The 23,275-nt window shown below is 30.3% G+C and carries 24 protein-coding genes; 17 read left to right on the top strand and 7 right to left on the bottom strand.

The annotated features are described in order from the left end of the window. Positions 1-3: 3 nt before the first annotated feature. Complete coding sequence (locus tag BWR22_RS03420; protein ID WP_076732036.1) at positions 4-654, top strand: SdpI family protein; 651 nt, start codon at positions 4-6, stop codon at positions 652-654. Here BWR22_RS03420 and obgE read toward each other — a convergent pair. Further along, positions 644-1,642, bottom strand: coding sequence for a GTPase ObgE (gene obgE / locus BWR22_RS03415; RefSeq protein WP_076732035.1), 999 nt, complete (start codon positions 1,640-1,642; stop codon positions 644-646). The two genes, BWR22_RS03420 and obgE, sit on opposite strands and share 11 nt — an antisense overlap. 58 nt (positions 1,643-1,700) lie before the next feature. Next, complete coding sequence (locus BWR22_RS03410) at positions 1,701-2,810, bottom strand: adenylate kinase (protein WP_076732034.1); 1,110 nt, start codon at positions 2,808-2,810, stop codon at positions 1,701-1,703. 149 nt (positions 2,811-2,959) lie between these two features. Here BWR22_RS03410 and BWR22_RS03405 point away from each other — a divergent pair, with 149 nt between their 5' ends. The 10 genes from BWR22_RS03405 to BWR22_RS03360 all read left to right on the top strand — a co-directional run bounded on the left by BWR22_RS03405 (position 2,960) and on the right by BWR22_RS03360 (position 10,769). Further along, a complete protein-coding gene (locus BWR22_RS03405; protein WP_076732033.1) occupies positions 2,960-4,114 on the top strand; it encodes a 5-(carboxyamino)imidazole ribonucleotide synthase in 1,155 nt (384 codons plus the stop codon). A gap of 2 nt (positions 4,115-4,116) precedes the next feature. Further along, on the top strand, positions 4,117-4,602 hold the full coding sequence (gene purE, locus BWR22_RS03400; protein ID WP_076732032.1) for a 5-(carboxyamino)imidazole ribonucleotide mutase: 486 nt from the start codon (positions 4,117-4,119) through the stop codon (positions 4,600-4,602). A 367-nt stretch (positions 4,603-4,969) separates the two neighbouring features. Then, positions 4,970-7,003: a M3 family metallopeptidase gene (locus BWR22_RS03395; protein WP_076732031.1), complete on the top strand. Its 2,034-nt coding sequence runs from the start codon at positions 4,970-4,972 to the stop codon at positions 7,001-7,003. 100 nt (positions 7,004-7,103) lie between these two features. Next, positions 7,104-7,607, top strand: coding sequence for a GbsR/MarR family transcriptional regulator (locus BWR22_RS03390; RefSeq protein WP_076732030.1), 504 nt, complete (start codon positions 7,104-7,106; stop codon positions 7,605-7,607). A 46-nt stretch (positions 7,608-7,653) separates the two neighbouring features. Beyond that, the gene (locus BWR22_RS03385; protein ID WP_076732029.1) at positions 7,654-8,040 is read left to right on the top strand and encodes a DoxX-like family protein; all 387 of its coding nucleotides are present in this window, start codon (positions 7,654-7,656) and stop codon (positions 8,038-8,040) included. Then, on the top strand, positions 8,033-8,770 hold the full coding sequence (locus BWR22_RS03380; RefSeq protein ID WP_076732028.1) for a DUF2071 domain-containing protein: 738 nt from the start codon (positions 8,033-8,035) through the stop codon (positions 8,768-8,770). Before BWR22_RS03385 ends, BWR22_RS03380 begins: the two co-directional genes overlap by 8 nt. Beyond that, a complete protein-coding gene (locus BWR22_RS03375) occupies positions 8,761-9,513 on the top strand; it encodes a methyltransferase domain-containing protein (protein ID WP_076732027.1) in 753 nt (250 codons plus the stop codon). Before BWR22_RS03380 ends, BWR22_RS03375 begins: the two co-directional genes overlap by 10 nt. A 4-nt stretch (positions 9,514-9,517) precedes the next feature. Further along, positions 9,518-9,913 (top strand): hypothetical protein, encoded by a 396-nt coding sequence (locus BWR22_RS03370; RefSeq protein WP_076732026.1) that lies wholly within the window; start codon positions 9,518-9,520, stop codon positions 9,911-9,913. 45 nt (positions 9,914-9,958) lie between these two features. Continuing rightward, complete coding sequence (locus tag BWR22_RS03365) at positions 9,959-10,513, top strand: sigma-70 family RNA polymerase sigma factor (protein ID WP_076732025.1); 555 nt, start codon at positions 9,959-9,961, stop codon at positions 10,511-10,513. Between the two features lies 1 nt (position 10,514). Further along, positions 10,515-10,769 (top strand): glycine dehydrogenase, encoded by a 255-nt coding sequence (locus tag BWR22_RS03360; protein ID WP_076734354.1) that lies wholly within the window; start codon positions 10,515-10,517, stop codon positions 10,767-10,769. On the opposite strand, the gene BWR22_RS03355 is transcribed toward BWR22_RS03360, so the two are convergent. Further along, positions 10,749-11,579 (bottom strand): UbiA prenyltransferase family protein, encoded by an 831-nt coding sequence (locus tag BWR22_RS03355; protein WP_076732024.1) that lies wholly within the window; start codon positions 11,577-11,579, stop codon positions 10,749-10,751. The two genes, BWR22_RS03360 and BWR22_RS03355, sit on opposite strands and share 21 nt — an antisense overlap. Positions 11,580-11,698: 119 nt before the next feature. Here BWR22_RS03355 and gcvP point away from each other — a divergent pair, with 119 nt between their 5' ends. The 5 genes from gcvP (at position 11,699) to BWR22_RS03330 (ending at position 18,123) form a co-directional block, all read left to right on the top strand. Continuing rightward, a complete protein-coding gene (gene gcvP, locus BWR22_RS03350) occupies positions 11,699-14,548 on the top strand; it encodes an aminomethyl-transferring glycine dehydrogenase (protein ID WP_076732023.1) in 2,850 nt (949 codons plus the stop codon). A 102-nt stretch (positions 14,549-14,650) separates the two neighbouring features. Further along, entirely contained in the window at positions 14,651-15,709 is a 1,059-nt protein-coding gene (locus BWR22_RS03345; protein WP_076732022.1) for a 3-oxoacyl-ACP synthase III family protein, read from the top strand. Positions 15,710-15,737: 28 nt separating this feature from the next. Then, complete coding sequence (locus BWR22_RS03340; protein ID WP_076732021.1) at positions 15,738-16,265, top strand: methyltransferase; 528 nt, start codon at positions 15,738-15,740, stop codon at positions 16,263-16,265. Positions 16,266-16,397: 132 nt separating this feature from the next. Beyond that, the gene (locus BWR22_RS03335) at positions 16,398-17,249 is read left to right on the top strand and encodes a glycosyltransferase (RefSeq protein WP_076732020.1); all 852 of its coding nucleotides are present in this window, start codon (positions 16,398-16,400) and stop codon (positions 17,247-17,249) included. Positions 17,250-17,271: 22 nt separating this feature from the next. After that, the gene (locus BWR22_RS03330) at positions 17,272-18,123 is read left to right on the top strand and encodes a glycosyltransferase family 2 protein (protein ID WP_076732019.1); all 852 of its coding nucleotides are present in this window, start codon (positions 17,272-17,274) and stop codon (positions 18,121-18,123) included. Here BWR22_RS03330 and BWR22_RS03325 read toward each other — a convergent pair. Further along, positions 18,120-18,914 carry a DUF2797 domain-containing protein gene (locus tag BWR22_RS03325; protein ID WP_076732018.1) on the bottom strand — a complete coding sequence of 265 codons (795 nt, stop codon included), beginning with the start codon at positions 18,912-18,914 and terminating at the stop codon, positions 18,120-18,122. The two genes, BWR22_RS03330 and BWR22_RS03325, sit on opposite strands and share 4 nt — an antisense overlap. Positions 18,915-18,957: 43 nt before the next feature. On the opposite strand from BWR22_RS03325, the gene BWR22_RS03320 reads away from it, so the two are divergent. Continuing rightward, positions 18,958-20,472 (top strand): GH3 auxin-responsive promoter family protein, encoded by a 1,515-nt coding sequence (locus BWR22_RS03320; protein ID WP_076732017.1) that lies wholly within the window; start codon positions 18,958-18,960, stop codon positions 20,470-20,472. 183 nt (positions 20,473-20,655) lie between these two features. Here BWR22_RS03320 and BWR22_RS03315 read toward each other — a convergent pair whose 3' ends face one another. The 3 genes from BWR22_RS03315 to clpP all read right to left on the bottom strand — a co-directional run bounded on the left by BWR22_RS03315 (position 20,656) and on the right by clpP (position 23,232). After that, positions 20,656-21,177 carry a GNAT family N-acetyltransferase gene (locus tag BWR22_RS03315; protein WP_076732016.1) on the bottom strand — a complete coding sequence of 174 codons (522 nt, stop codon included), beginning with the start codon at positions 21,175-21,177 and terminating at the stop codon, positions 20,656-20,658. Between the two features lie 65 nt (positions 21,178-21,242). Beyond that, positions 21,243-22,475, bottom strand: coding sequence for an ATP-dependent Clp protease ATP-binding subunit ClpX (clpX, locus tag BWR22_RS03310; RefSeq protein WP_076732015.1), 1,233 nt, complete (start codon positions 22,473-22,475; stop codon positions 21,243-21,245). 82 nt (positions 22,476-22,557) lie between these two features. After that, positions 22,558-23,232 (bottom strand): ATP-dependent Clp endopeptidase proteolytic subunit ClpP, encoded by a 675-nt coding sequence (gene clpP / locus BWR22_RS03305; RefSeq protein WP_076732014.1) that lies wholly within the window; start codon positions 23,230-23,232, stop codon positions 22,558-22,560. Positions 23,233-23,275 lie beyond the last annotated feature (43 nt).

Genomic DNA, 23,275 nt, shown 5'->3' with positions numbered 1-23,275 from the left:
ATTATGTCTCTAAAAAAAGAACTACCAATAATATTAATTATTTTAATTCCTTTTATCTATTTAGCATTTATATGGAATGTTTTACCAGAACAAGTTCCAATACACTGGAATGCAAATGGAGAAATTGATGGTTGGGGAAGCAAAGCTACTTTACTCATTATTCCTTTTATACTACCTGTTTTAATTTATGTAATATTAAGCCTTGTTCCTAAAATAGATCCAAAGCAAAAAATAGAAGCAACTAGTAAAAAATTCTATAACATTAAACTTCTTCTTACGCTTTTCATGTCGGTACTTGCGCTATTTATTTTATACAGTTCCAAAAGCCAATCTTTTACAAACCCAAACATTATAATAATGTTAATAGGTTTACTTTACGTTATTTTAGGAAATTACATGAAAACTATTAAGACCAATTACTTTATTGGTATACGCACACCATGGACTTTAGAAAACGATATTGTTTGGAAAAAGACACATAAACTAGCTGGTAAATATTGGTTTATTGGCGGCCTATTAGTTATACTTCTTGGTTTTATTTTAGAACCAAAACCAAACATGGTAAGCTTTATAATTATAACAACAATTATAACCATAATACCTGTTGTATATTCTTATGTTATTTTTAAACAGTTAAAACAAACTAGTTATTAAGTGCTTGCCAAAGCAAATCTTTAAGTTCCATTAATCCTTGTTGTGCTACACTAGAAATAAACACATAAGGAATTGGTAAATTGTTATCTAATTCTACTTTTAATTCGGCTTGCAATTCATCATCTAGCATATCAGACTTCGAGATAGCAATAAACCTATCTTTATCTAACATTTCTGGATTATAACGACGTAACTCATCTAATAAAATATCATATTGCTTTTTAATATCTGGCGCATCTGCAGGAATTAAAAATAATAAAATAGAGTTACGCTCTATATGGCGTAAAAAGTAATAACCAAGACCTTTTCCTTCGGCTGCACCTTCAATAATACCAGGAATATCTGCCATTATAAAACTTTGGAAATCACGATGTTTTACAATACCTAAATTAGGTTTTAATGTAGTAAACTCGTAATCTGCAATTTTAGGTTTAGCAGAAGTTATTACAGATAGTAATGTAGATTTTCCTGCATTTGGAAACCCAACTAGTCCAACATCTGCAAGCAACTTAAGTTCTAAAGTAATATCCTTTTGCTCCATAGGAATCCCAGGTTGCGCGTAACGTGGTGTTTGGTTTGTAGAACTTTTAAAATGCCAATTTCCACGGCCTCCTTTTCCTCCTTGAGCTACAATTTTCTCTTCTCCATCTTTTGTAATTTCAAAAAGAACTTCATTTGTTTCGGTATCACGAACAACTGTTCCAAGAGGCACTTCTACATACATATCTTCTCCATCGGCTCCTGTACTTCTTCCACTACTTCCATTACCTCCGTGTCCAGCACGAATGTGCCTTTTAAATTTTAAATGTATTAATGTCCAAAGATTAGAGTTTCCTCTTAAAATTACGTGTCCTCCACGTCCTCCATCTCCACCATCTGGTCCGCCTTTTGCTAAATATTTTTCGCGATGCAAGTGCGTAGAACCTTGACCTCCCTTTCCAGAGGTAACATGCATTTTAACGTAGTCTACAAAATTTCCTTCAGTCATTTTTTCTTTTCGCTAAAGCGAAAATATTTTTTAATTAAAATATATTTTTTTTAAAGAATTAAAGTGCATCAATTGTATTACATAAACGTTTAGTAATATCTTTAATATCACCAAAACCATCTACTCCAAAATATTTATCTTGAGCTGTGTAATAATCTTTTAAGATGGCTGTTTTTTTATAATATTCTTTAATTCTATTTCTAATTACAGTTTCGTTAGCATCATCTTTTCTTCCGCTAGATTTTCCGCGTTCAAGAAGTCTTTCTACTAATACCTCATCTTCAACTTCTAAAGCAATCATGGCATTAATTTGCGAGTCTTTGCTTTCCATTAATTTATCTAAAGCTTCGGCTTGTGCATTAGTTCTAGGAAAACCATCAAAAATAAATCCATTAGCTCCGGCATTTTTTTCTACCTCAGCATTTAACATATCTATAGTTACTTGATCTGGCACTAATTCTCCTTTATCCATAAAAGATTTTGCTAAAGTACCTAAAGCTGTTTCGTTTTTAATATTAAATCTAAATACATCTCCTGTAGAAATGTGTACTAAATTATATTTCTCTTTTAAAAAATTAGCTTGTGTGCCTTTACCTGCTCCAGGAGGACCAAATAATACTAAATTAGTCATGTGTTGTGTTATTTTTAATTGATATACTTCTGGTAAATCTCTTCCTAATCCATCATAATCTAAGCCATAGCCAACAATAAATTTATTAGGAATTTCTATACCAACGTAATGTAGTTTAAAGTCTTTTTTATAAGCTTCTGGTTTATAGAACAGTGTCGCAATTAATAACTGCTTTACATTTTCATTCTTAAAAATACGATGTATCTCGTGTAGCGTTTTACCTGAATCTATTATATCTTCAAGTATTACTACGGTTCTATTTGTTAAATCTTGAGTTAAACCAATAAGACGTTGGATATCGTCTGAAGATTTTACTCCCTCATAAGAAGCCAATTTAATAAAAGTGACTTCACAAGCTTTTGGATATTTTTTCACAAAATCGCTAACTAACATAAAAGAACCGTTTAAAACTCCAACAAAAACAGGAATCTCATCACCTAAATCTTTCGCAAGTTCACTAGCCATTTTAGCAACAGCCGCATCTATCTGCTTAGCAGAAATAAAAGGCTTAAAATATTTATCGTGTAACTTAATCATTATATTAGTTTTGTAAAAGTGGCAAAGATACGTATTTGTTACATGAAATACGATTATTGCTCCAAAATATTAGAGGTCTTTTGCATTATAAAATGTATTTTTGTGATATTATTTTTAACTAAAAAGATTACCACTTTTGTAACAACACAATGAACTATTTTTCTTCAGAATTTAAATTAGGCATCCTTGGCGGTGGACAGCTAGGGAAAATGATGCTTTATAATACCAGAAAATTTGATATTCAAACCTATGTTTTAGACCCAAGTGATGAAGCGCCTTCTAAAATGGCATGTAATGCTTTTTCTAAAGGAGATTTAATGGATTTTGATACTGTTTATAACTTTGGAAAACAAGTAGATGTTTTAACTTTTGAGATTGAAAACGTTAATGTAGATGCGCTAGAAAAACTTGAAAGTGAAGGTGTTAAAGTATATCCTAGCTCTAAAAATTTAAGAACTATTCAAAATAAGGCAAAACAAAAATTATTTTATTTAGACCGTAATTTACCAACTTCAGAATTTTCTAGGTTTGCTTATGCTTCAGAAATTGAAGATGCTATTTTAAATGGCGGAATAAAATTTCCTTTTGTATGGAAAAGTGCACAATTTGGCTACGATGGTACTGGCGTAAAAGTTGTACGCAGTATGGACGATTTAAAAGGCCTACCTAAAGGTGAGTGTATTGCAGAAGAACTTATAGATTTTAAAAACGAATTAGCGGTAATTGTTGCAAGAAATCCAGACGGAGAAATTAAAACCTATCCTGTTGTAGAAATGGAATTTCATCCAGAAGCAAATCAAGTTGAATATGTAATTTGCCCAGCCAGAATTCCTGAAGATATTGCAAAGAAAGCTCAAGAAGTTGCTTTAAAAGTCTCTAAAGCATTTAATCATGTTGGTTTATTAGCTGTTGAAATGTTTCAAACTCAAGATGATGAAATTTTAATAAACGAAGTTGCACCAAGACCTCACAACTCTGGACACCAAACTATTGAAGCTAGCTATACCTCTCAATTTGAGCAACATATTCGTGCTATTTTAAATCTTCCATTAGGAAAAACAGATAGTAAAGTTGGTGGTATAATGGTAAACTTAGTTGGAGCCGAAAATTATACTGGCGATGTTGTATATAAAAATATTGCCAAAATTATGAAAATGGAAGGCGTTACACCACATATCTATGGGAAGAAACAAACAAGACCGTTTCGTAAAATGGGACATGTAACCATTGTAAATAAAGACTTAAATGTTGCAAGACAAATTGCTGAAAAAGTAAAAAACACAATTAAAGTAATAAGTAAATAATTATGAGTAAAGTAGGCGTAATTATGGGAAGTGATAGTGATCTTCCAATAATGCAAGAAGCAATAGACATATTAAAAGATTTTAATATTGAAGTAGAAGTTGATATTGTTTCTGCACATAGAACACCAGAAAAATTATTCGACTATAGTAAAAATGCACATACACGTGGCATTAAAGCTATTGTAGCTGGAGCTGGAGGAGCAGCACATTTACCAGGAATGGTCGCTTCATTATCTCCATTACCAGTTATTGGAGTTCCTGTAAAGAGTAGAAACTCTATAGATGGTTGGGATTCAATTCTATCAATACTACAAATGCCTGGTGGCGTTCCTGTTGCAACAGTAGCTTTAAATGGAGCAAAAAATGCTGGAATATTAGCAGCTCAAATTATTGGAGCTAGTGACCAAAGCATATTAAATAAAATTATAGCCTATAAAGAAGAATTAAAACTTAAGGTAGAAATTGCCAGTAAAAAAGTAAGAAAATAAAAAAGCCCAGTCTCCTGGGCTTTTATCGCTATTAATCTTTCTATATGCTGAGTATAAGTACTCACATCAAAAAAACTTATAGCAAAACTCCTAATTTTGTATATTATTCAATTATATAAGATTAGAAACATTTGTAAATTCGATTAAAAGCAAAAATATCCGACAAAAAGCATTGCGATCTAATCTATTTTGTAGGCATAAAAAAAAGCCTCAAAATAATTTGAGGCTTTTCATCGCTATTAATCAATAATTTTAATGAGAGTAACCAGCTCTCTAGAAAAAATATGGTGCAAATTTATAACTAATTTCGATTTTTTACATGTTTTTTTTACAAAAAAAATAACAGATTTAAACTATTACATTACAAATGAACACATTAACAACATATTTTTCGACAAAATACAACTCTGCTCCATTCACAAAAATTAAAAATGAAGACTACAAACCTTCAATTTTAAAGCTTATTAAAGACACTCAAAAAGAAATCGAGGCTATAGTAAGTAATACCGAAGCTCCAACTTTTAAAAACACAATAGAAGCTCTAGAGTTTTCAGGACAGCAATTAGATCGTGTTACTAGCATTTTTTTTAATTTAAATTCTGCCGAAACAAATGATGAAATTCAAAAAATAGCACAAGAAATTTCTCCAATACTTACAGAGTTTGGAAATGATATAACTTTAAATGAAGATTTATTTAAACGCGTAAAAGCTGTTTATGAGCAAAAAGAAAGTTTAAACCTAACAACAGAACAACTCACGCTATTAGATAAAAAATACAAAAGCTTCTCTAGAAATGGTGCCAATTTAAACGAAGACGATAAAATTAAACTTCGAGATATAGACAAAAAATTAGCACAATTAAAACTTAAGTTTGGAGAAAATGTACTTGCCGAAACCAACAAATACGAGCTTCATTTAACTAACGAGAGCGATGTTTCTGGGCTACCAGATGGCGCTAAAGAAGCTGCAAAACAACTTGCAGAAAGCAAAAACAAAGAAGGCTATATTATTACACTAGATTACCCAAGTTATATACCTTTTATGACCTATGCAGACAATCGTGAACTTAGAGAAAAGCTATCTAAAGCAGCTGGAAGCAAAGCATTTAAAGGCGATGATTTAGATAACCAAAATATTGTTTTAGAAATTGCAAACCTACGCTATAAACGCGCAAACATTTTGGGTTATAAAACGCATGCCAATTTTGTTCTAGAAGAGCGCATGGCACAAACACCAGAAAAAGTACTTGCTTTTTTAAACGATTTACTTTCTAAAGCTAAACCTGCTGCAGAAAACGAATTTAAGAGTTTAGAAAATTTTGCAAAAGAAATAGACAATATAGAGCAGTTACAAAAATGGGATGCTGCTTATTATGCCGAAAAACTAAAACAAAAACTATTTAATTTAGATGACGAGCAACTTAAACCATATTTTAAATTAGAAAATGTTATTGATGGTGCATTTACAGTTGCCAAAAAATTATTCGGACTTCATTTTCAAATTATAAATGATGTAGACAAATACCATGAAGATGTATTAACATACAAAGTAACAAATGCTAATGGCGAATTAGTGTCTCTATTTTATGCCGATTTCTTTCCAAGAAAAGGAAAAAGAAATGGTGCCTGGATGACAAGTTACAAACCACAATTTGTTAAAGATGGTAATGAAGAAAGGCCTCATGTATCTATAGTTTGTAATTTTACTAAACCAACAAAAAGCAAACCTTCATTACTAACTTTTAACGAAGTCACTACTCTATTTCATGAATTTGGTCACGCGCTACATGGCATGTTAGCCAATACAGTTTACCCAAGTTTATCTGGAACTAGTGTCTATTGGGATTTTGTAGAGTTACCAAGCCAAGTTATGGAAAATTGGTGTTACGAAAAAGAAGCTTTAGAGTTGTTTGCTAAACATTATGAAACTGGAGAAGTTATACCAATGGATTTAGTAAACAAAATTAAAGAGTCAGCGACTTTCCATGAAGGCATGCAAACACTAAGACAAATTAGTTTTGGATTATTAGACATGGCATGGCATGGTAGCGAATCTTTAGAAAAAGTTAAAAATGTAAAAACTTTTGAAAACAAAGCTTTTGAAGACACAAAATTATATCCAGATGTAGCAGAAAACTGTATGAGTACAGCTTTTGCCCACATTTTTCAAGGAGGTTATAGCTCAGGTTATTACAGTTATAAATGGGCAGAAGTATTAGACGCAGACGCTTTCGACTATTTTAAACAAAACGGTATTTTTAACAAAGACATTGCAACCAAATTTAAAGACAACGTATTATCTCAAGGCGGAACAGAAAACCCAATGACTTTATACAAACGCTTTAGAGGCCAAGAACCAAAGCCAGAAGCTTTATTAAAAAGAGCTGGTTTAATTAAATAATTTAAAATAAAAAAAGACCAACTACTCTAGCTGGTCTTTTTTTTAAAAGATAAACTTTCAAAAATTATTGAAAGTTTAAAAATTATTATATATTTGTGCTATGCAATATCAAGAAGCAAAAGACAAATTTATTAGCACTTGGGGAAGTTTAGGCTCTCTTTGGGGAATTAACAAAGCCATGGCACAAATTCAAGCCTTGTTGTTTATCTCTACCAAACCATTATCTATGGAAGAGATTATGGACGAACTTAAAATTTCTCGTGGAAATACATCTATGAACTTACGCCAATTAATTGATTGGGGAATTGTAAGTAAAACAATTGTTGCAGGAGAACGCAAAGAGTTTTTTACTACCGAAAAAGATGTACAAGAATTAGCCAGAATTGTTGCTAAAGAAAGAAGCAGACGCGAAATACAACCAGTCATTAAAATTTTAGACGAAGTTTCCTCTATTAAAGATGATGGAAATGAAAAAACCAAAGAACTTATTAAACAAACAAAAGCATTACATGAGCTAACAGAAACTATGGATGCCGTAATAAACAAGCTAGTAAACCAAAAGCAAAACTGGATTACTAAGTCGGTTATAAAATTCTTTAAATAAAAAAATTTAAATATAACTTTCAATTTTTTCTGAAAGTTTAATATGTATGAAAAACAAAAAACTAAATAATACAATTACATTTTTTATAGCATTAGTTTGGCTCGTTAACGGTTTGTACTGCAAAATTTTAAATCAAGTACCAAGACATGAAGCTATAGTTGCAAAGGTTTTAAACACTGCACACTCTAGAGCATTAATTATAATCATTGGAGTTTTAGAAGTTTTTATGGCAGTTTGGATTTTAAGTCGCTACAAGCAAAAGTGTAATGCAATAACTCAAATTGTAATAATATTAACCATGAATAGCCTAGAACTACTTAAAGCTTCAAATTTACTTTTATGGCACAATTTTAATATTGTATTTGCCTTACTATTTTGCTCATTAATCTATTACAATAGCTTTCATTTTAATTTAATAAAAGACAATGTTTAAATCACTAAAAAATCATCCATTTGCTGTAGAAGCATTTTTTGAAAGCTCAACAGTATTAACTTTTGCTGTACCAAAAGAGCAATTAGAAAATTTAATCCCAAAATGTTTATCATTAGATACTTTTAATAACAAATGGGCTTTTGTTGCTGCTGCAATGGTGCAAACTAAAGATTTAAGACCAAAAGGATTTCCTAAATCTTTAGGTAACGATTTTTTCTTAATCGGTTATCGCATATTTGTTCGTTACACCAATAAAAAAGGAAAACGCTTACGTGGTTTATACATTTTAAAATCTGAAACAGACAAAACTAAAATGGCTTTTATGGGTAATATTTTTACACATTATAACTATACTACTACAGATATAAAACAAATTATTTCAAAAAATAAAACTGAAATAAAATCGAATAAGTCAAAATTCAACATCTCTATAAATAAAACTGTTGAAACTGTTTCACTTCCAAACAATTCACCTTTTCTAAACTGGAAAGAAGCCAGACGTTTTGCCGGACCATTACCGTTTACTTTCACTTATAACAAACAAACAAAAGAAGTATTAATTATTGAAGGCGTAAGACAAAACTGGAAGCCTAAACCAATTAAAATAGACCATTATAATATAGACTTTTTAAAAAGTTTAAACTTAAAAAATCATGTATTAGCAAATGCTTTTATTATAGAAAACATACCATATTACTGGAAAAAAGGAAAAATAGAATTATGGAACTAAAAAGAAAAAAATTTCAAGGCGTATTAAACATTTTAAGCTTTAATAGACATTTCTACATTTATGGCTTATTAGCTTTAACTTTAATAACCACATTATTTTTATACTTTAACTGGCCGTTGCTAATTTTAAAAATTATAATGCTAGCATTTTTATATGGTTTATTAATGCCACTTATAATATCGGCTTACGTTTACGACTATTCTGGATATTATAATTTTAATTGGTTAAAAAAATATAATTTAAAAGACAGTAAAAATCAATTGATATTAAATATTAATGCTGGTTTTGACGAAACAAGTTTTTCAATAAAAGAAAAATTTCCACTTTCAAAGCTTCAGGTTTATGATTTTTATAATTCTAACAATCACACAGAACCTGCTATCGTAAGAGCCCGAAAAGTTACAAACCAATACCCAAACACAAAACAAATAAGCACTACTAAAATTCCACTAAAAGATAATTGTGTAGATGTTATATTTTTACTTTCTGCCGCTCATGAAATTAGAAGTAATCTAGAAAAAATTCAATTTTTAAAAGAATGTGATCGTGTTTGCAAAACAAACGGAAAAATTATAATTGTCGAGCATTTAAGAGACATACCTAACTTTTTTGCATTCTCTATTGGCTTTACCCATTTCTTCTCAAAAAAAACATGGATTAACGTAATTAAAAAAGCCGGTTTTAATACTATTTTAGAACATAAGTTTACACCATTTATGTCTGTTTTTTCTTTTAATAATTAATTTTATGGTACTTCATTTAAAAATAATAGGTTTAATTTTAATTGCACTAGCGCTAGTTCATATCATATTTCCAAGATATTTTAATTGGAAAGTAGAACTAAAACCACTAAGTCTAATAAATAGACAAATGGTAACAGTCCATACATTTTTTATAGCACTAACCGTTTTTTTAATGGGATTACTATGCTTCACATCTGGAGTAGAAATAATTGAAACAAAACTAGGCAACAAGCTTGCTTTAGGTTTTGGAGTTTTTTGGAGCATTAGAGCTTTTATTCAATTTTTTGTGTATTCTGTTAAATTATGGAAAAGCAAAACGTTCGAAACCATAGTACATATAATATTCTCTATTCTTTGGCTTTATTTTAGTACAATATTTTTAATGATATTTTTTAAATAGTTAATTAAAATTATTTTTATTTACTTTTGAAAAAAATTCTAACTAATGCCAAATCACAAAATAGATCCAAATCAATGGATTACTTTATATAGTGATTACTTATTTAACTATACAGTTTCTCGAGTAAGCGATAGAGATATGGCTCAAGATTTAGTATCCGAAACATTTTTGGCCGGATTAAAATCTATGAAAAATTTTAAAGGCGAAGCAAGTGAGCGTACTTGGCTAATTTCAATTTTAAAAAGAAAAATTATAGATTACTATCGTAAAATAAATTCTAATAAAGGCAAAGCCGAAGTTAGAATGACCTACAATAACGATACAGAGACTGAAGGTGATTGGTTACAAGAACGCGTAGCAGATCCTTTTGATAAAACAGCCGAAGACTCTATCGAAAATACAGAATTAGGTGTTGCTATAAATAACTGTTTAGAAAAATTACCAACAAAACAAGCTCAAGTTTTCGAAATGAAAACGATATTAAATTATGATACCGAAGCTATTTGTAATGAATTAAATATTACTGCGTCTAATCTATGGGTAATCATCCATAGAGCAAGAACTGCAATGGCTGGTTGTCTTGAAAAAAATTGGTTTTAAAATGAGTAATAAATTATTTTTAAGTTGTGAAGAAGCAAACCATACTTGCGATAAGTCGCAGTATAAAGAAGCTACTTTTTTAGAAAAAATAAAATTAAATCTTCACTTAATTTTTTGTGCAGCTTGTAGAAAATATTCAAGAAATAACGCCAAACTAACAAAACTTGTGCGTCAAAAACCTGTAAAATTAAACACAAACGAAAAATCTAAACTACAATCTACTTTTGAAAAAGAGTTAATGAAGCATAATAATTAGTAACCATATAATTGGAATACTTTCAACCCAAAAAGAGCTATAATAATAGCTCTTTTTTTTATTTGTTAATATTAAAAAAAACGCAGTTATAACTGCTACTAATAGAGTAGAAATAATTTCATTTTGAGACAATTCATCTTTAAAAAATTCAGTAAAAAAAAATATTATCAACAATACTAAACCTATTATTTTTGTTTGCTTGACTCCTATTTTTTGAGGGATTGTAGCTAACTTTAAGCTGTCAAATTTTAAATCCCTAATCTCAAAAGGTAACATTAAAACAATTACAAAAATAAAATGCTGAAATGCTAAAAAATAAACATCTGCATTAAAACTAATATTAGCTTCAATCAATGGCAAAAACACTGTTACTCCAGCCCAAACCAAAGCTATAACATAAACTTTTAAACCACTTACATCTCTTAAATTTTGCTGGTGATCTAAATACATTTTTTTTGGTATAAACGGAATGGCGTATAAAAAAGTTATAATCCCAAAAACAACAATAAAAATTAATGTTTTTATCTGCAATTGCAAAGCATAATAACACAATAACAGAAAGCAAAAAAATGAGAATATTTGAATAACTTTTAAAGCATTAGTTAAACTACGATGGTGAAATTTTGCAATACCAAAATACTTTACAAAGTTATAACCTGTAATGGTTGCAAAAAATGTAAAAAGCAAGACCTTTTCGTTATAGAAAACATCATGCTTTATTAACACAATCCAGCTTAACGAACACACAGCTAAAGCAACGTGAATGCTACTATTTAAGTAAAAATCGAAAAACTGTTTTAGTATTCGCATTATACAAAGTTAATCAAACTGTTCATAACCATAGAATTTGGTTAAAAACTTTCAATTTTTAGAGAAAAATTACTTTAAGTTTTCAGTATTTTTGCAAAACAAAATTTACACACAACTACATGAACACACATTCTTTCGCATTGCGCCACATTGGACCAAGAGAAGACGATCAAAAACTAATGCTTGATGCCATTGGTGTTGATAGTTTAGAGCAGCTTATTTACGAAACTATTCCAGACGATATTCGTTTAAAAGAAGATTTAGATTTAGATGCTGCAATGGGCGAATTTGATTATTCATCACATATAAATGAACTTTCTAAACTTAATAAAATTTACAAAACTTATATTGGTTTAGGTTATCATCCAACTATTTTACCTGCTGTAATACAGCGTAACATTTTAGAAAATCCAGGTTGGTATACAGCTTATACACCTTATCAAGCAGAGATTGCTCAAGGTCGTTTAGAGGCCTTATTAAATTTCCAAACCATGGTTATTGATTTAACAGGTATGGAAATTGCTAACGCATCACTTTTAGACGAAAGTACAGCCGCAGCAGAAGCAATGAGCATGCTATTTGCAGTTAGAGACCGTTCTCAAAAAAAGAATAAGGTTAATAAGTTTTTTGTATCAGACCTAGTATTACCTCAAACCATAGATTTACTAGAAACTAGAGCAAAACCTATAGGTATAGAATTAATTATAGGTAACGAGGCAGAATATAATTTATCTAATGAATATTTTGGTGCATTATTACAATACCCAGGTAAAAACGGACAAATAACAGATATAAAATCTTTTATTGAAAAAGCTAATGCCGAAAATATAAAAGTTGCAGTAGCGGCAGATATTTTAAGTCTTGTAAAACTAGAAGCTCCAGGAAAATTTGGCGCAGATGTTGTAGTTGGTACAACACAACGTTTTGGAATCCCTATGGGTTACGGCGGGCCTCACGCAGCATATTTTGCAACAAAAGAAGCGTACAAACGTGATGTTCCTGGTCGTATTATTGGTGTAACAAAAGATGTTAACAACAATAGAGCCTTACGTATGGCTTTACAAACTCGCGAGCAACACATAAAACGCGACAAAGCAACTTCTAATATTTGTACAGCACAAGTACTTTTAGCCGTTATGGCAGGAATGTATGCTGTTTATCATGGACCAAAAGGACTAACTTTTATAGCAGATAATATTAAAAACTCTGCTTCTACTTTAGTTAATGCTTTAGAAAAATTAGAATTAGAACAAGTAAATTCTCATTATTTCGATACTATCCAGATAAAAGCAGACGCGGTTAAAACAAAGTATGAAGCCGAAAAAAGAGAAGTAAATTTTCATTATCCAGATACCAATACAGTTACAATTTCTATAAACGAAACAACCTCTATTTCAGATTTAAATGAAATTATTGAGATTTTTGAAAGCGTTACAGAAAACACAACAGATAGAATAGAAACTATCTCAACTAACACAACAATACCTAAGCATTTAAAGCGTCAATCAGAATTTTTAACAGCAGAAGTGTTTAACACTTACCATTCTGAAACCGAAATAATGCGCTACATAAAAACTTTAGAACGTAAAGATTTAGCATTAAATCACTCTATGATTTCTTTAGGATCTTGTACAATGAAATTAAATGCAGCTGCAGAAATGCTACCTTTAAGTTCTACAAATTGGGGAAGCATACATCCATTTGTACCTGTAAACCAACCAATTGGTTACAAATTAGTATTAAATGCTTTAGAAAACCAATTAACTGAAATTACTGGTTTTGCCGCTACATCTTTACAACCAAACTCTGGTGCTCAAGGTGAATTTGCTGGTTTAATGGTTATTAAAGCATATCACGAATCTCGTGGAGATCATCATAGAAATATTTGCTTAATTCCATCATCTGCACACGGAACAAATCCTGCTAGTGCTGTTATGGCAGGAATGAAAGTGGTTGTTACAAAATCTACAGAAGAAGGTAATATTGATGTTGACGATTTACGTGAAAAAGCAGAATTACATAAAGATAATTTATCTGCATTAATGGTAACTTATCCTTCAACACATGGTGTTTACGAATCTGCAATAAAAGATATCACTAAAATTATTCACGATAATGGTGGACAAGTTTATATGGATGGTGCCAATATGAATGCTCAAGTTGGTTTAACAAATCCTGGAAATATTGGTGCAGATGTTTGTCATTTAAATTTACACAAAACATTCGCCATTCCTCATGGAGGTGGTGGACCTGGAGTTGGACCAATTTGTGTTGCAGAGCAATTAGTACCATTTTTACCAGGAAATCCAATTATAAAAACTGGTGGACACCAATCTATTTCTGCTATTTCTGCAGCGCCTTACGGTTCTGCTTTAGCTTGTTTAATTTCTTATGGCTACATTAAAATGTTAGGCTATAGAGGTCTTAAAAAAGCTACTGAAATAGCAATTTTAAATGCTAACTACATAAAGGAACGATTAAAAGACCACTACCCAACATTATATTCTGGTGAAAAAGGTAGAGCTGCGCATGAGATGATTATTGATTGTCGTGATTTTAAAGCTAAAGGCATTGAAGTTGTAGACATAGCAAAACGTTTGATGGATTATGGATTTCATGCACCAACAGTTTCTTTTCCTGTAGCAGGAACCATGATGATTGAGCCTACAGAAAGTGAAAGTAAAGCAGAAATGGATCGTTTTTGCGACGCGATGATTTCTATTAGAAAAGAAATTGATGAAGCAAATAAAGATGACCATAATAATCCATTAAAAAATGCACCACACACTATGGCAATGGTAACTAGCGACGAATGGACTTTACCTTATTCTCGTGAAAAAGCTGCTTTTCCTCTAGACTACGTTAAAGACACAAAGTTTTGGCCAAGTGTTCGTAGAGTAGATGACGCCTTTGGAGACAGAAATTTAATATGCTCTTGTGCACCTATTGAGGATTATATGGATTCATAATATCGATCTGAACATCGTAAAATATTATAACAAATAAATTGCCTTTAGTTTTCGTTGCTTATATTAGCAAAGTAACTTAACTAAAGGCAATTTCCTTTTTATATGAATATTAAAATTACTGGAACTGGCAGTTTTATTCCTAGCACTGTTGAAAAAAACGAAGATTTTTACAATCATGAATTTTTAAATGCAGATGGCTCTAAAATAAATAGCTCTAATGAAATTATTGTAGACAAGTTTAAAGCCATAACAGGAATACAAGAAAGACGATATATAAAAAACGAATTATTAAATTCTGATATTGCTTTTTATGCTGCCGAACTTGCTATTGCCGATGCAAAAATCGACAAAGAAACTTTAGATTATATTATTGTAGCTCATAATTATGGTGATGTAAAATATAATACAGAACAAAGCGACACCGTACCAAGTATAGCTTCTCGAGTTAAACATTTACTTCAAATTAAAAACCCAAAATGCGTTGGATACGATTTGCTTTTTGGTTGTCCCGGTTGGATTGAAGGTGTTATTCAAGCTAATGCTTTTATAAAAGCAGGAATTGCAAAAAGATGTCTAGTAATTGGAGCCGAAACACTATCTCGTGTTGTAGATAAACACGATAGAGATTCTATGATATATAGTGATGGTGCAGGTGCAGTAATTGTTGAAGAAACAAATGAAGATGGTGGCATTGTAACACATGAAACCGCAACTTTTGCTTTAGACGAAGCTCATTTTATATATTTTGGAGAAACTAACAATCCAGAAAACACAAGCCAAAGACGATATATTAAAATGTATGGTCGAAAAATTTATGAGTTTGCACTAACAAACGTACCTTTAGCTTTAAAAGCATGTTTAGACAAAAGTGGGTATTCAATAAGCGATGTAAAAAAAATATTAATACATCAAGCCAACGAAAAAATGGACGAAGCCATTGTTAAACGTTTTTATAAGCTTTATAAAACCGAAATGCCCGAAGGTATCATGCCAATGATTATTAATACTCTTGGAAATTCTAGCGTTGCAACTGTACCTACTTTGTATGATTTAATTTTAAAAGGTGAATTAGAAAACCAAGAAATTAATAAAGGTGATATTATTTTATTTGCTAGTGTTGGAGCTGGAATGAATATTAACGCTATAGTATACAAGTATTAAATAAAACTCTCATTTTTAGAAAGCAATAATGTACGAAGGTAAATTTCCACACAAAAGATATAAACTCACCTATAAATTTTTAGAAAAACATATTTCTAAAAATGAAAGTATATTAGATTTAGGCGTTGAAAATCCATTTACTAAAGTCATGAAAAACGGCGGTTTTTCAGTAAAAAATACTTCTGGCGAAGATTTAGACGAAAACACAGAAGCTATAGAAAACTCTGAAGCTACAGTTGTAACAGCTTTTGAAATTTTTGAACATTTATTATCGCCTTATACTATTTTAAAATCTATTAAAGCAGATAAATTAGTGGCAAGTATTCCTATGCGCTTATGGTTTTCTTCAGCATACAGAAGTAAAACCGATAAATGGGACAGACATTACCACGAGTTTGAAGATTGGCAATTTGATTGGCTTTTAGAAAAAACAGGTTGGAAAATTGTAGATAGTCAAAAATGGACTAACCCAACCAAAAAAATAGGTTTTAGACCTTTATTACGCTACTTTACTAATCGCTATTATATTGTTTATGCAGAAAAGGTAAAGCATTAACTATTATTGCTATAAACAACAATCCTATAAATTCGTTTTACACAAAATTTATTGTATTAAAATATGCAAAATTGAGTAGTCTCATTAAATTTTCGCAAATTTGAATTTAGAATAATTTAATTATACTTAAAGTTGAATATTTACATTGTTATTCCTGCACATAATGAAGGAGACTATATTTCCTTAATGCTTAACTCTTTAACACAGCAAACACTTTTACCCAAAAAAGTAGTTGTTGTGAACGACAATTCTACAGACAATACTCAACAAGAAATTAATAAATTTTCGAAAAACTATAATTGGATAGAAAGCCTATCTATTCTATCTTCAAAAGCACATATTCCTGGCAGTAAAGTGGTGCAAGCTTTTTATAAAGGTTATAATACTTTAGATGAGGATTATGATATTATTTGCAAATTTGATGCAGATATTATTCTTCCTAAAAACTATTTAGAAACTATAGTTAAAATATTTAAAAAAAATCCCAAAGTAGGTATTGCTGGAGGTTTAGCATATATTAAAAACAATAAAGAATGGGTTTACGAAAATATTGCTTCAAAGCATCATGTTCGTGGTCCATTTAAAGCTTATAGAAAAAAATGCTTTAAGGATATTGGCGGTTTAAAATCAAGTATCGGCTGGGATACAGTAGATATTTTATTAGCTAAATATTATGGATGGGATATTAAAACAGACCAAACTTTACATGTAAAACATTTAAAACCAACTGGACAATCTTATTCTAAAAAAAGCGCATTACTACAAGGTGAAGCCTTTTACAAAATGAGATATGGTATTGTAATTACAGTTATTGCTTCCTTAAAGAAAAGCATAAAACAAAGTAATATTTTGATATTGCAAAATGATTTAAAAGGCTATTTTAAAGCTAAAAAAGAAAAAAAAGAACCTTTAGTTACAATTGAAGAAGGTCGATTTATTAGAAAATTACGCTGGAAAGGTATTAAACACGCTATTTTTAATTAATTTCATTTTTTAAATACTTAATTTGAATTTCTACATCGTCATACCTGCTCACAATGAAGCCAATTTTATTGCTAAAACTTTACAATCTATAGCATCACAAACCTTAGCACCTAAAGCAGTAGTTGTAGTAAATGACAACTCTTTAGACAACACTCAAACTATTGTTGAGGCCTTTACTAAACAATATCATTTTATAAAATTAGTAAACATTAAATCTGCCAATACACATTTACCTGGCACTAAGATTATTAATGCTTTTTATAAAGGTTTTGAAACTTTAGATAAAGATTATGATGTGATTTGTAAATTTGATGCCGACTTAATTTTTCCTGAAAATTATCTCGAAACATTAGCTCATCACTTTAAATCTAACAAAAACCTTGGTATGGTTTCTGGACACTGTTACGTTAAACAAAAAAACACTTGGCAGAGAGAGCAAATAACAGGAAAAAAACATATTAGAGGAGCTTTAAAAGCTTACAAAAAACAATGCTTTCTAGATATTGGAATGTTGAAAAAAGACATGGGTTGGGATACTATAGACGAAATTTTAGCTAAATATTATAAATGGAACATCTTATTAGACGATAACTTAAAAGTAAAACATTTAAAACCAACAGGAGCAAACTACAGTAAACAAGCAAATTTACTACAAGGGCAAGCTATGTACAAAATGCGCTATGGTTTTATATTAACTTTTATCTTAGGTACTTATAATGCTATTAAAAGAAATGATTTTGCCACATTTAACAATTACATTTTAGGGTATTTAAAAGCCCAAAGAGAAAACGCAAAACCTTTTATTACAAAAGAGCAAGGCAAATTTGTGAGGCAACAACGCTGGATTGATTTTAAAAATAAAATAAGTATTTAAAGTATCTCAATTGTTACTACTTTTCCTTCGTTACCGCGAATATTACAAACAGTATCATCTTCAAAAATTAAATACTGTCCTTTTATACCTTTTAAAACACCTTCATAGGTACCAGTTTTTTCTATATTTAAACTTTTAGGTTTTGTTGGGTATTGTAATACTGGAAAATCTATCTGGGTTTCACTATTGTTTTTAATATAATATTCCATAGCTTCTGCAGGAATATACTGTTTTAATTTTTCTCTCCACTCTACAAGATTCTCATCTTTAACTTCGTTTTTTAGCATGGTACGCCAATTTGTTTTATCTGCTACAAAATCTTTTAAAGCAACTTCTGTTATACCTGCAAGATATCTATTAGGAACCTCAACAATTTCTATTGCCTCATGCGCTCCTTGGTCTATCCATCTTGTGGGTACTTGTGTTTTTCTAGTAACACCAACCTTAACATTACTAGAGTTAGCTAAATAAACAATATGCGATTGTAATTGCACTTTCTTTTCGTATTCTAAATCTCTATCTTCTTTTCCTAAATGCGCAGTACTTAATTCTGGACGCATAATCCAATCTGCTGCTTGTGGTATATCAAAAAAACAACTTTTACAAAATCCTTGTCTATAAATAGATTTGTTTAATCCGCAGTTTAAACACTGGTGCTTAACAAATTGAAATTTCAATGTTTTATTTAGTAATTGATTCATATTAATAAAATCGTTTTCAAAAACTAAATAGTATTGAATTGGGCTAGAATATTCTGTTGCCATTTTTGTTAGCACGCCTTGGTAAATCATAAAAAAAAGTATTATTTTTAGTGTCTAAATATACTATAAATATATGCCAATTCCTTTAGTAAATTCCATCGCTTCATGGTTTTTAAAGAAAAGATTTCATCAAATCGATTTGTTTTTAAAATACCCAAACGAAGTACAACAAGAATTACTATTTAACTTAATAGATACAGCTAGAGGTACCGAAATTGGAAAACAATATGAGTTTTCTTCTATAAAAACTTATAAAGAATTTGCCAATAGAGTTCCAATTAAAAATTATGAAGGTTATCAAGATTTATTTGAACGCTCTAGGTTAGGCGAACATAATATTTTTTGGCCTTCACCTATAAAATGGTTTGCAAAATCTAGTGGTACTACAAGTGCTAAAAGTAAATTTATTCCTGTAAGTCAAGACTCACTAGAAAATTGCCATTATGCTGCAAGTAAAGATTTATTATGTATGTATTTAAATAATAATGAAGACTCACAACTCTTTACAGGAAAAGGCTTAAGGCTTGGCGGCAGCAAAGAACTTTATAAAGAAAATGGCACTGTTTATGGAGATTTAAGTGCTATTTTAATTGACAACATGCCTTTTTGGGCAGAGTTTAGTAGCACACCAAGTAACAAAGTGTCTTTAATGAGCGATTGGGAAACTAAAATGGCTGCTATTGTAAACGAAACTATAAATGAAAATGTTACTAGTTTAGCCGGTGTTCCTTCTTGGATGCTTGTTTTACTTAATAACGTTTTAGATAAAAGTGAAAAGGACTCGTTATTTGATATTTGGCCAAATTTAGAAGTTTACTTTCATGGTGGTGTAAGTTTTAATCCATATAAACAACAATACAAAAACATTTTACCTAAAAAAGATTTTAAGTATTATGAAATTTATAATGCATCTGAAGGTTTTTTTGCTATCCAAGATTTAAATTATTCTAGTGAATTGTTATTAATGTTAGATTATGGAATTTTCTACGAATTTATCCCAATGGAAACTCATGGTACGGCTAACGAACGTGTTATACCTTTAAGCGAGGTTGAAAAAGGTAAAAATTATGCTGTAATTATTACTACTAATGCTGGATTATGGCGTTATAAAATTGGAGATACTGTTAGATTCACTTCGGTTTCTCCTTATAGAATTAAAGTTTCTGGAAGAACAAAACACCATATTAATGTTTTTGGAGAAGAGCTTATAATTGAAAATGCTGAAGATGCACTAAAAAAAGTTTGCAAAAAAACAAGTTGCGAAATTGTAGATTATACTGCTGCTCCAATATTTATGGAAGGTAAAGAAAAAGGAGCACATGAATGGTTAATTGAATTTAAAACACCTCCTAAAGACATTAATTATTTTAACGAATTATTTGACAATGCTTTAAAATCTCTAAATTCTGATTACGAAGCAAAGCGTTATAATAACATGACTTTAAATAAGCCTAAAATTAATATTGCTAGAGAGAAACTATTCTACGATTGGCTAAAAGAAAACAACAAACTTGGCGGACAACACAAAGTCCCAAGATTATCGAATACAAGAAATTACATGGAAGAATTATTAAAATTAAACTTTTAATCTTGCTTTGTTTTAATATTAAAGATAACGTTTAAAAAAAATAAAACAAGTTAATAATTTGAAAATCAAATTATTATCATTAAATTTATCAAGCTATTAATCAACTAATTCCTTATTGAAGATAATTTAATTAGTTAATCCATATTCAAAAAAAACCACTCATACTTCTTAATGAGTGGTTTTTTATTTCTTTAAGGTAAAAATAATATTTTTAGGAAAATCTAGATCTTTTCGCTTAGAATCTTGAGTAAAACCATTTGCTAATAGTAATTTTTTTGAAGCTTTGTTTTTGGTATGTGTAAAGGCTTCTATAGCATTTAAACGAAGCTTATTAAAACCAAAAGATATAACTTCTTGAAGCGCTTCCGACATGTATCCTTTTTTAAAATACTCTGGAAGCAAATCGTAACCAACCTCAGCTGTTTTTCTATCTTCAGATAAATTCCACAAACAAATACTACCTAGTTTTTGATTTGTTTTTTTGTTTATTATAGTCCAACTTATCGATTTATTTTCTTTTAAATAAGTTAGCAAGTTTTTTATATGTATTGCTGCTTCCTCTTGTGTTTTATACAATGGTTGCATTATATACTTTCTTACAATAGCATTAGAGCGTAAAGCATAAACAAGCTCAACATCATCCATGTTCGTACTTCTTAAAATAAGTCTTTTGCTTTCTAGGTTTTTAGAATTTATTAGTTTCATATTAAATAAAAAAAAGTCTACTTTCTTTACAAAAGTAGACTTAAATTTAAGTTATTATTTTCTTTTTAAGAAACTGCTTTTAACTGCTTTAACTTAGTTTTTGATAGCTTTTGTTCTGCATATGTTTTAGTAACACTAATCTTTTTAGTATCGCTTCCTGGTAATTCAAACATAGCATCTGTTAAAATTTCTTCGCATAACGAGCGTAATCCTCTTGCTCCTAATTTATACTCTATCGCTTTACCCACAATAAACTCTAACGCGCCATCTGTTATACTAAATTCAATTTCGTCCATAGCAAACAGTTTTTTATATTGTTTGATAATGGCATTTTTAGGTTCTGTTAAAATAGCTCTAAGTGTATTAGCATCTAAAGGATCCATATGTGTTAAAACTGGAAGACGCCCGATAATTTCTGGTATTAATCCAAAATCTTTTAAGTCTTTTGGAATAATATATTGTAATAAATTATCGTTATCTACAATTTCATCGCTCATAGAAGCGCTATAACCAACGGCTTGCATGTTTAATCTTTTTGAGATTACACGATTAATACCATCGAATGCTCCACCTGCAATAAATAAAATATTTTCTGTATTAACTTCTATAAATTTCTGGTCTGGATGTTTTCTTCCTCCTTTTGGCGGAACATTTACAACTGTTCCTTCTAATAGCTTTAAAAGCGCTTGTTGTACTCCTTCTCCAGAAACATCTCTAGTTATTGATGGATTATCACTCTTACGTGCAATTTTATCTATCTCATCTATAAAAACAATTCCTTTTTCTGCTTTTTCTAAACTATAATCTGCAGCCTGCAATAAACGTGTTAAAATACTTTCTACATCTTCTCCCACATAACCGGCTTCTGTTAAAACTGTTGCGTCTACAATTGCCAAAGGTACGTTAAGCATTTTCGCTACGGTTTTTGCCATTAACGTTTTTCCTGTTCCAGTTTCTCCAACCATAATAATATTAGATTTTTGAATCTCTATATCATCGTTGGTAGGTGGCTGTAATAAACGTTTGTAGTGATTATATACAGCTACAGACATTACTTTTTTTGTATACTCTTGACCTATAATGTATTCGTCTAAAAAAGATTTTATTTGTTGAGGCTTACGTAACATAAGCTCTGCAGATAGCTCTGTATTGTCGCTTTGTTTAGACTCTTCTACTACAATACCATGTGCTTGTTCTATACAACGGTCACATATATGCGCATCTAAACCAGCTATTAATAAACTTGTTTCTGGCTTTTTCCTACCACAAAACGAACATTCTAATTCTTCCTTTGCCATTCTCTTTAAGTTAAAAGTTATTAGTTAAAAGTTAAAAGTTTTCACTCTTATATTTCTAACTTAACTTAATTCTTATATAGTATTAATTACGAGCTAAAATCTCGTCTATCATTCCGTATTCTTTAGCTTTATCTGCTTTCATCCAATAGTCACGATCACTGTCTTCATAAACCTTTTCGTAATCTTGTCCTGAGTGCTTACTTATTATTTTATAAAGCTCTTCTTTTAAAATTAAAATTTCGCGTGCAGTAATTTCTATATCACTTGCTTGACCTTGCGCACCTCCTAAAGGTTGGTGAATCATAACTCGAGAGTGTGTTAAACCACTACGTTTTCCTTTTTCTCCCGCACATAATAAAACAGCTCCCATTGATGCTGCCATACCTGTACAAATTGTTGCTACATCTGGTTTAATAAATTGCATTGTATCATAAATTCCTAATCCTGCATAAACACTTCCTCCTGGAGAGTTTATGTACATTTGGATATCTTTATTAGCATCTACGCTTTCTAAAAATAATAGCTGTGCTTGTATAATGTTTGCAATATTATCGTTAATTCCTGTTCCTAAAAAAAGGATACGATCCATCATTAATCTTGAAAAAACATCTAATTGAGAAATGTTTAATTGACGTTCTTCTATAATATAAGGTGTCATACTTTGTGGCATCATACTACTTACAATTTTGTTATAGTATGTACTGCTTATTCCTTGATCTTTTATAGCAAATTTTTCGAATTCTTTTCCGTAATCCATATCTGTTTGTTGAATTTGATAATTTAGTTTAGCCTCTAAATTT

The organism is Lacinutrix venerupis, assembly GCF_001971745.1.
In the GTDB taxonomy this organism is placed as follows: Bacteria; Bacteroidota; Bacteroidia; order Flavobacteriales; family Flavobacteriaceae; genus Lacinutrix; species Lacinutrix venerupis.
Note: the sequence above shows the minus strand (reverse complement) of the source record. Positions and strands in the feature narration are given on the sequence as shown.

Excerpts from the sequence above, each read along its gene's own strand:
- obgE (WP_076732035.1), bottom strand. The coding sequence starts at position 1,642 with ATGACTGAAGGAAATTTTGTAGACTACGTTAAAATGCATGTTACCTCT.
- BWR22_RS03315 (WP_076732016.1), bottom strand. The coding sequence starts at position 21,177 with ATGAAACTAATAAATTCTAAAAACCTAGAAAGCAAAAGACTTATTTTA.
- BWR22_RS03420 (WP_076732036.1), top strand. The coding sequence starts at position 4 with ATGTCTCTAAAAAAAGAACTACCAATAATATTAATTATTTTAATTCCT.
- BWR22_RS03395 (WP_076732031.1), top strand. The coding sequence starts at position 4,970 with ATGAACACATTAACAACATATTTTTCGACAAAATACAACTCTGCTCCA.
- BWR22_RS03365 (WP_076732025.1), top strand. The coding sequence starts at position 9,959 with ATGCCAAATCACAAAATAGATCCAAATCAATGGATTACTTTATATAGT.
- BWR22_RS03390 (WP_076732030.1), top strand. The coding sequence starts at position 7,104 with ATGCAATATCAAGAAGCAAAAGACAAATTTATTAGCACTTGGGGAAGT.
- BWR22_RS03375 (WP_076732027.1), top strand. The coding sequence starts at position 8,761 with ATGGAACTAAAAAGAAAAAAATTTCAAGGCGTATTAAACATTTTAAGC.
- BWR22_RS03320 (WP_076732017.1), top strand. The coding sequence starts at position 18,958 with ATGCCAATTCCTTTAGTAAATTCCATCGCTTCATGGTTTTTAAAGAAA.
- BWR22_RS03380 (WP_076732028.1), top strand. The coding sequence starts at position 8,033 with ATGTTTAAATCACTAAAAAATCATCCATTTGCTGTAGAAGCATTTTTT.
- BWR22_RS03370 (WP_076732026.1), top strand. The coding sequence starts at position 9,518 with ATGGTACTTCATTTAAAAATAATAGGTTTAATTTTAATTGCACTAGCG.
- BWR22_RS03345 (WP_076732022.1), top strand. The coding sequence starts at position 14,651 with ATGAATATTAAAATTACTGGAACTGGCAGTTTTATTCCTAGCACTGTT.
- clpP (WP_076732014.1), bottom strand. The coding sequence starts at position 23,232 with ATGGATTACGGAAAAGAATTCGAAAAATTTGCTATAAAAGATCAAGGA.
- BWR22_RS03410 (WP_076732034.1), bottom strand. The coding sequence starts at position 2,810 with ATGATTAAGTTACACGATAAATATTTTAAGCCTTTTATTTCTGCTAAG.
- BWR22_RS03360 (WP_076734354.1), top strand. The coding sequence starts at position 10,515 with ATGAGTAATAAATTATTTTTAAGTTGTGAAGAAGCAAACCATACTTGC.
- BWR22_RS03355 (WP_076732024.1), bottom strand. The coding sequence starts at position 11,579 with ATGCGAATACTAAAACAGTTTTTCGATTTTTACTTAAATAGTAGCATT.
- BWR22_RS03340 (WP_076732021.1), top strand. The coding sequence starts at position 15,738 with ATGTACGAAGGTAAATTTCCACACAAAAGATATAAACTCACCTATAAA.
- BWR22_RS03405 (WP_076732033.1), top strand. The coding sequence starts at position 2,960 with ATGAACTATTTTTCTTCAGAATTTAAATTAGGCATCCTTGGCGGTGGA.
- clpX (WP_076732015.1), bottom strand. The coding sequence starts at position 22,475 with ATGGCAAAGGAAGAATTAGAATGTTCGTTTTGTGGTAGGAAAAAGCCA.
- purE (WP_076732032.1), top strand. The coding sequence starts at position 4,117 with ATGAGTAAAGTAGGCGTAATTATGGGAAGTGATAGTGATCTTCCAATA.
- BWR22_RS03325 (WP_076732018.1), bottom strand. The coding sequence starts at position 18,914 with ATGATTTACCAAGGCGTGCTAACAAAAATGGCAACAGAATATTCTAGC.
- BWR22_RS03385 (WP_076732029.1), top strand. The coding sequence starts at position 7,654 with ATGAAAAACAAAAAACTAAATAATACAATTACATTTTTTATAGCATTA.
- gcvP (WP_076732023.1), top strand. The coding sequence starts at position 11,699 with ATGAACACACATTCTTTCGCATTGCGCCACATTGGACCAAGAGAAGAC.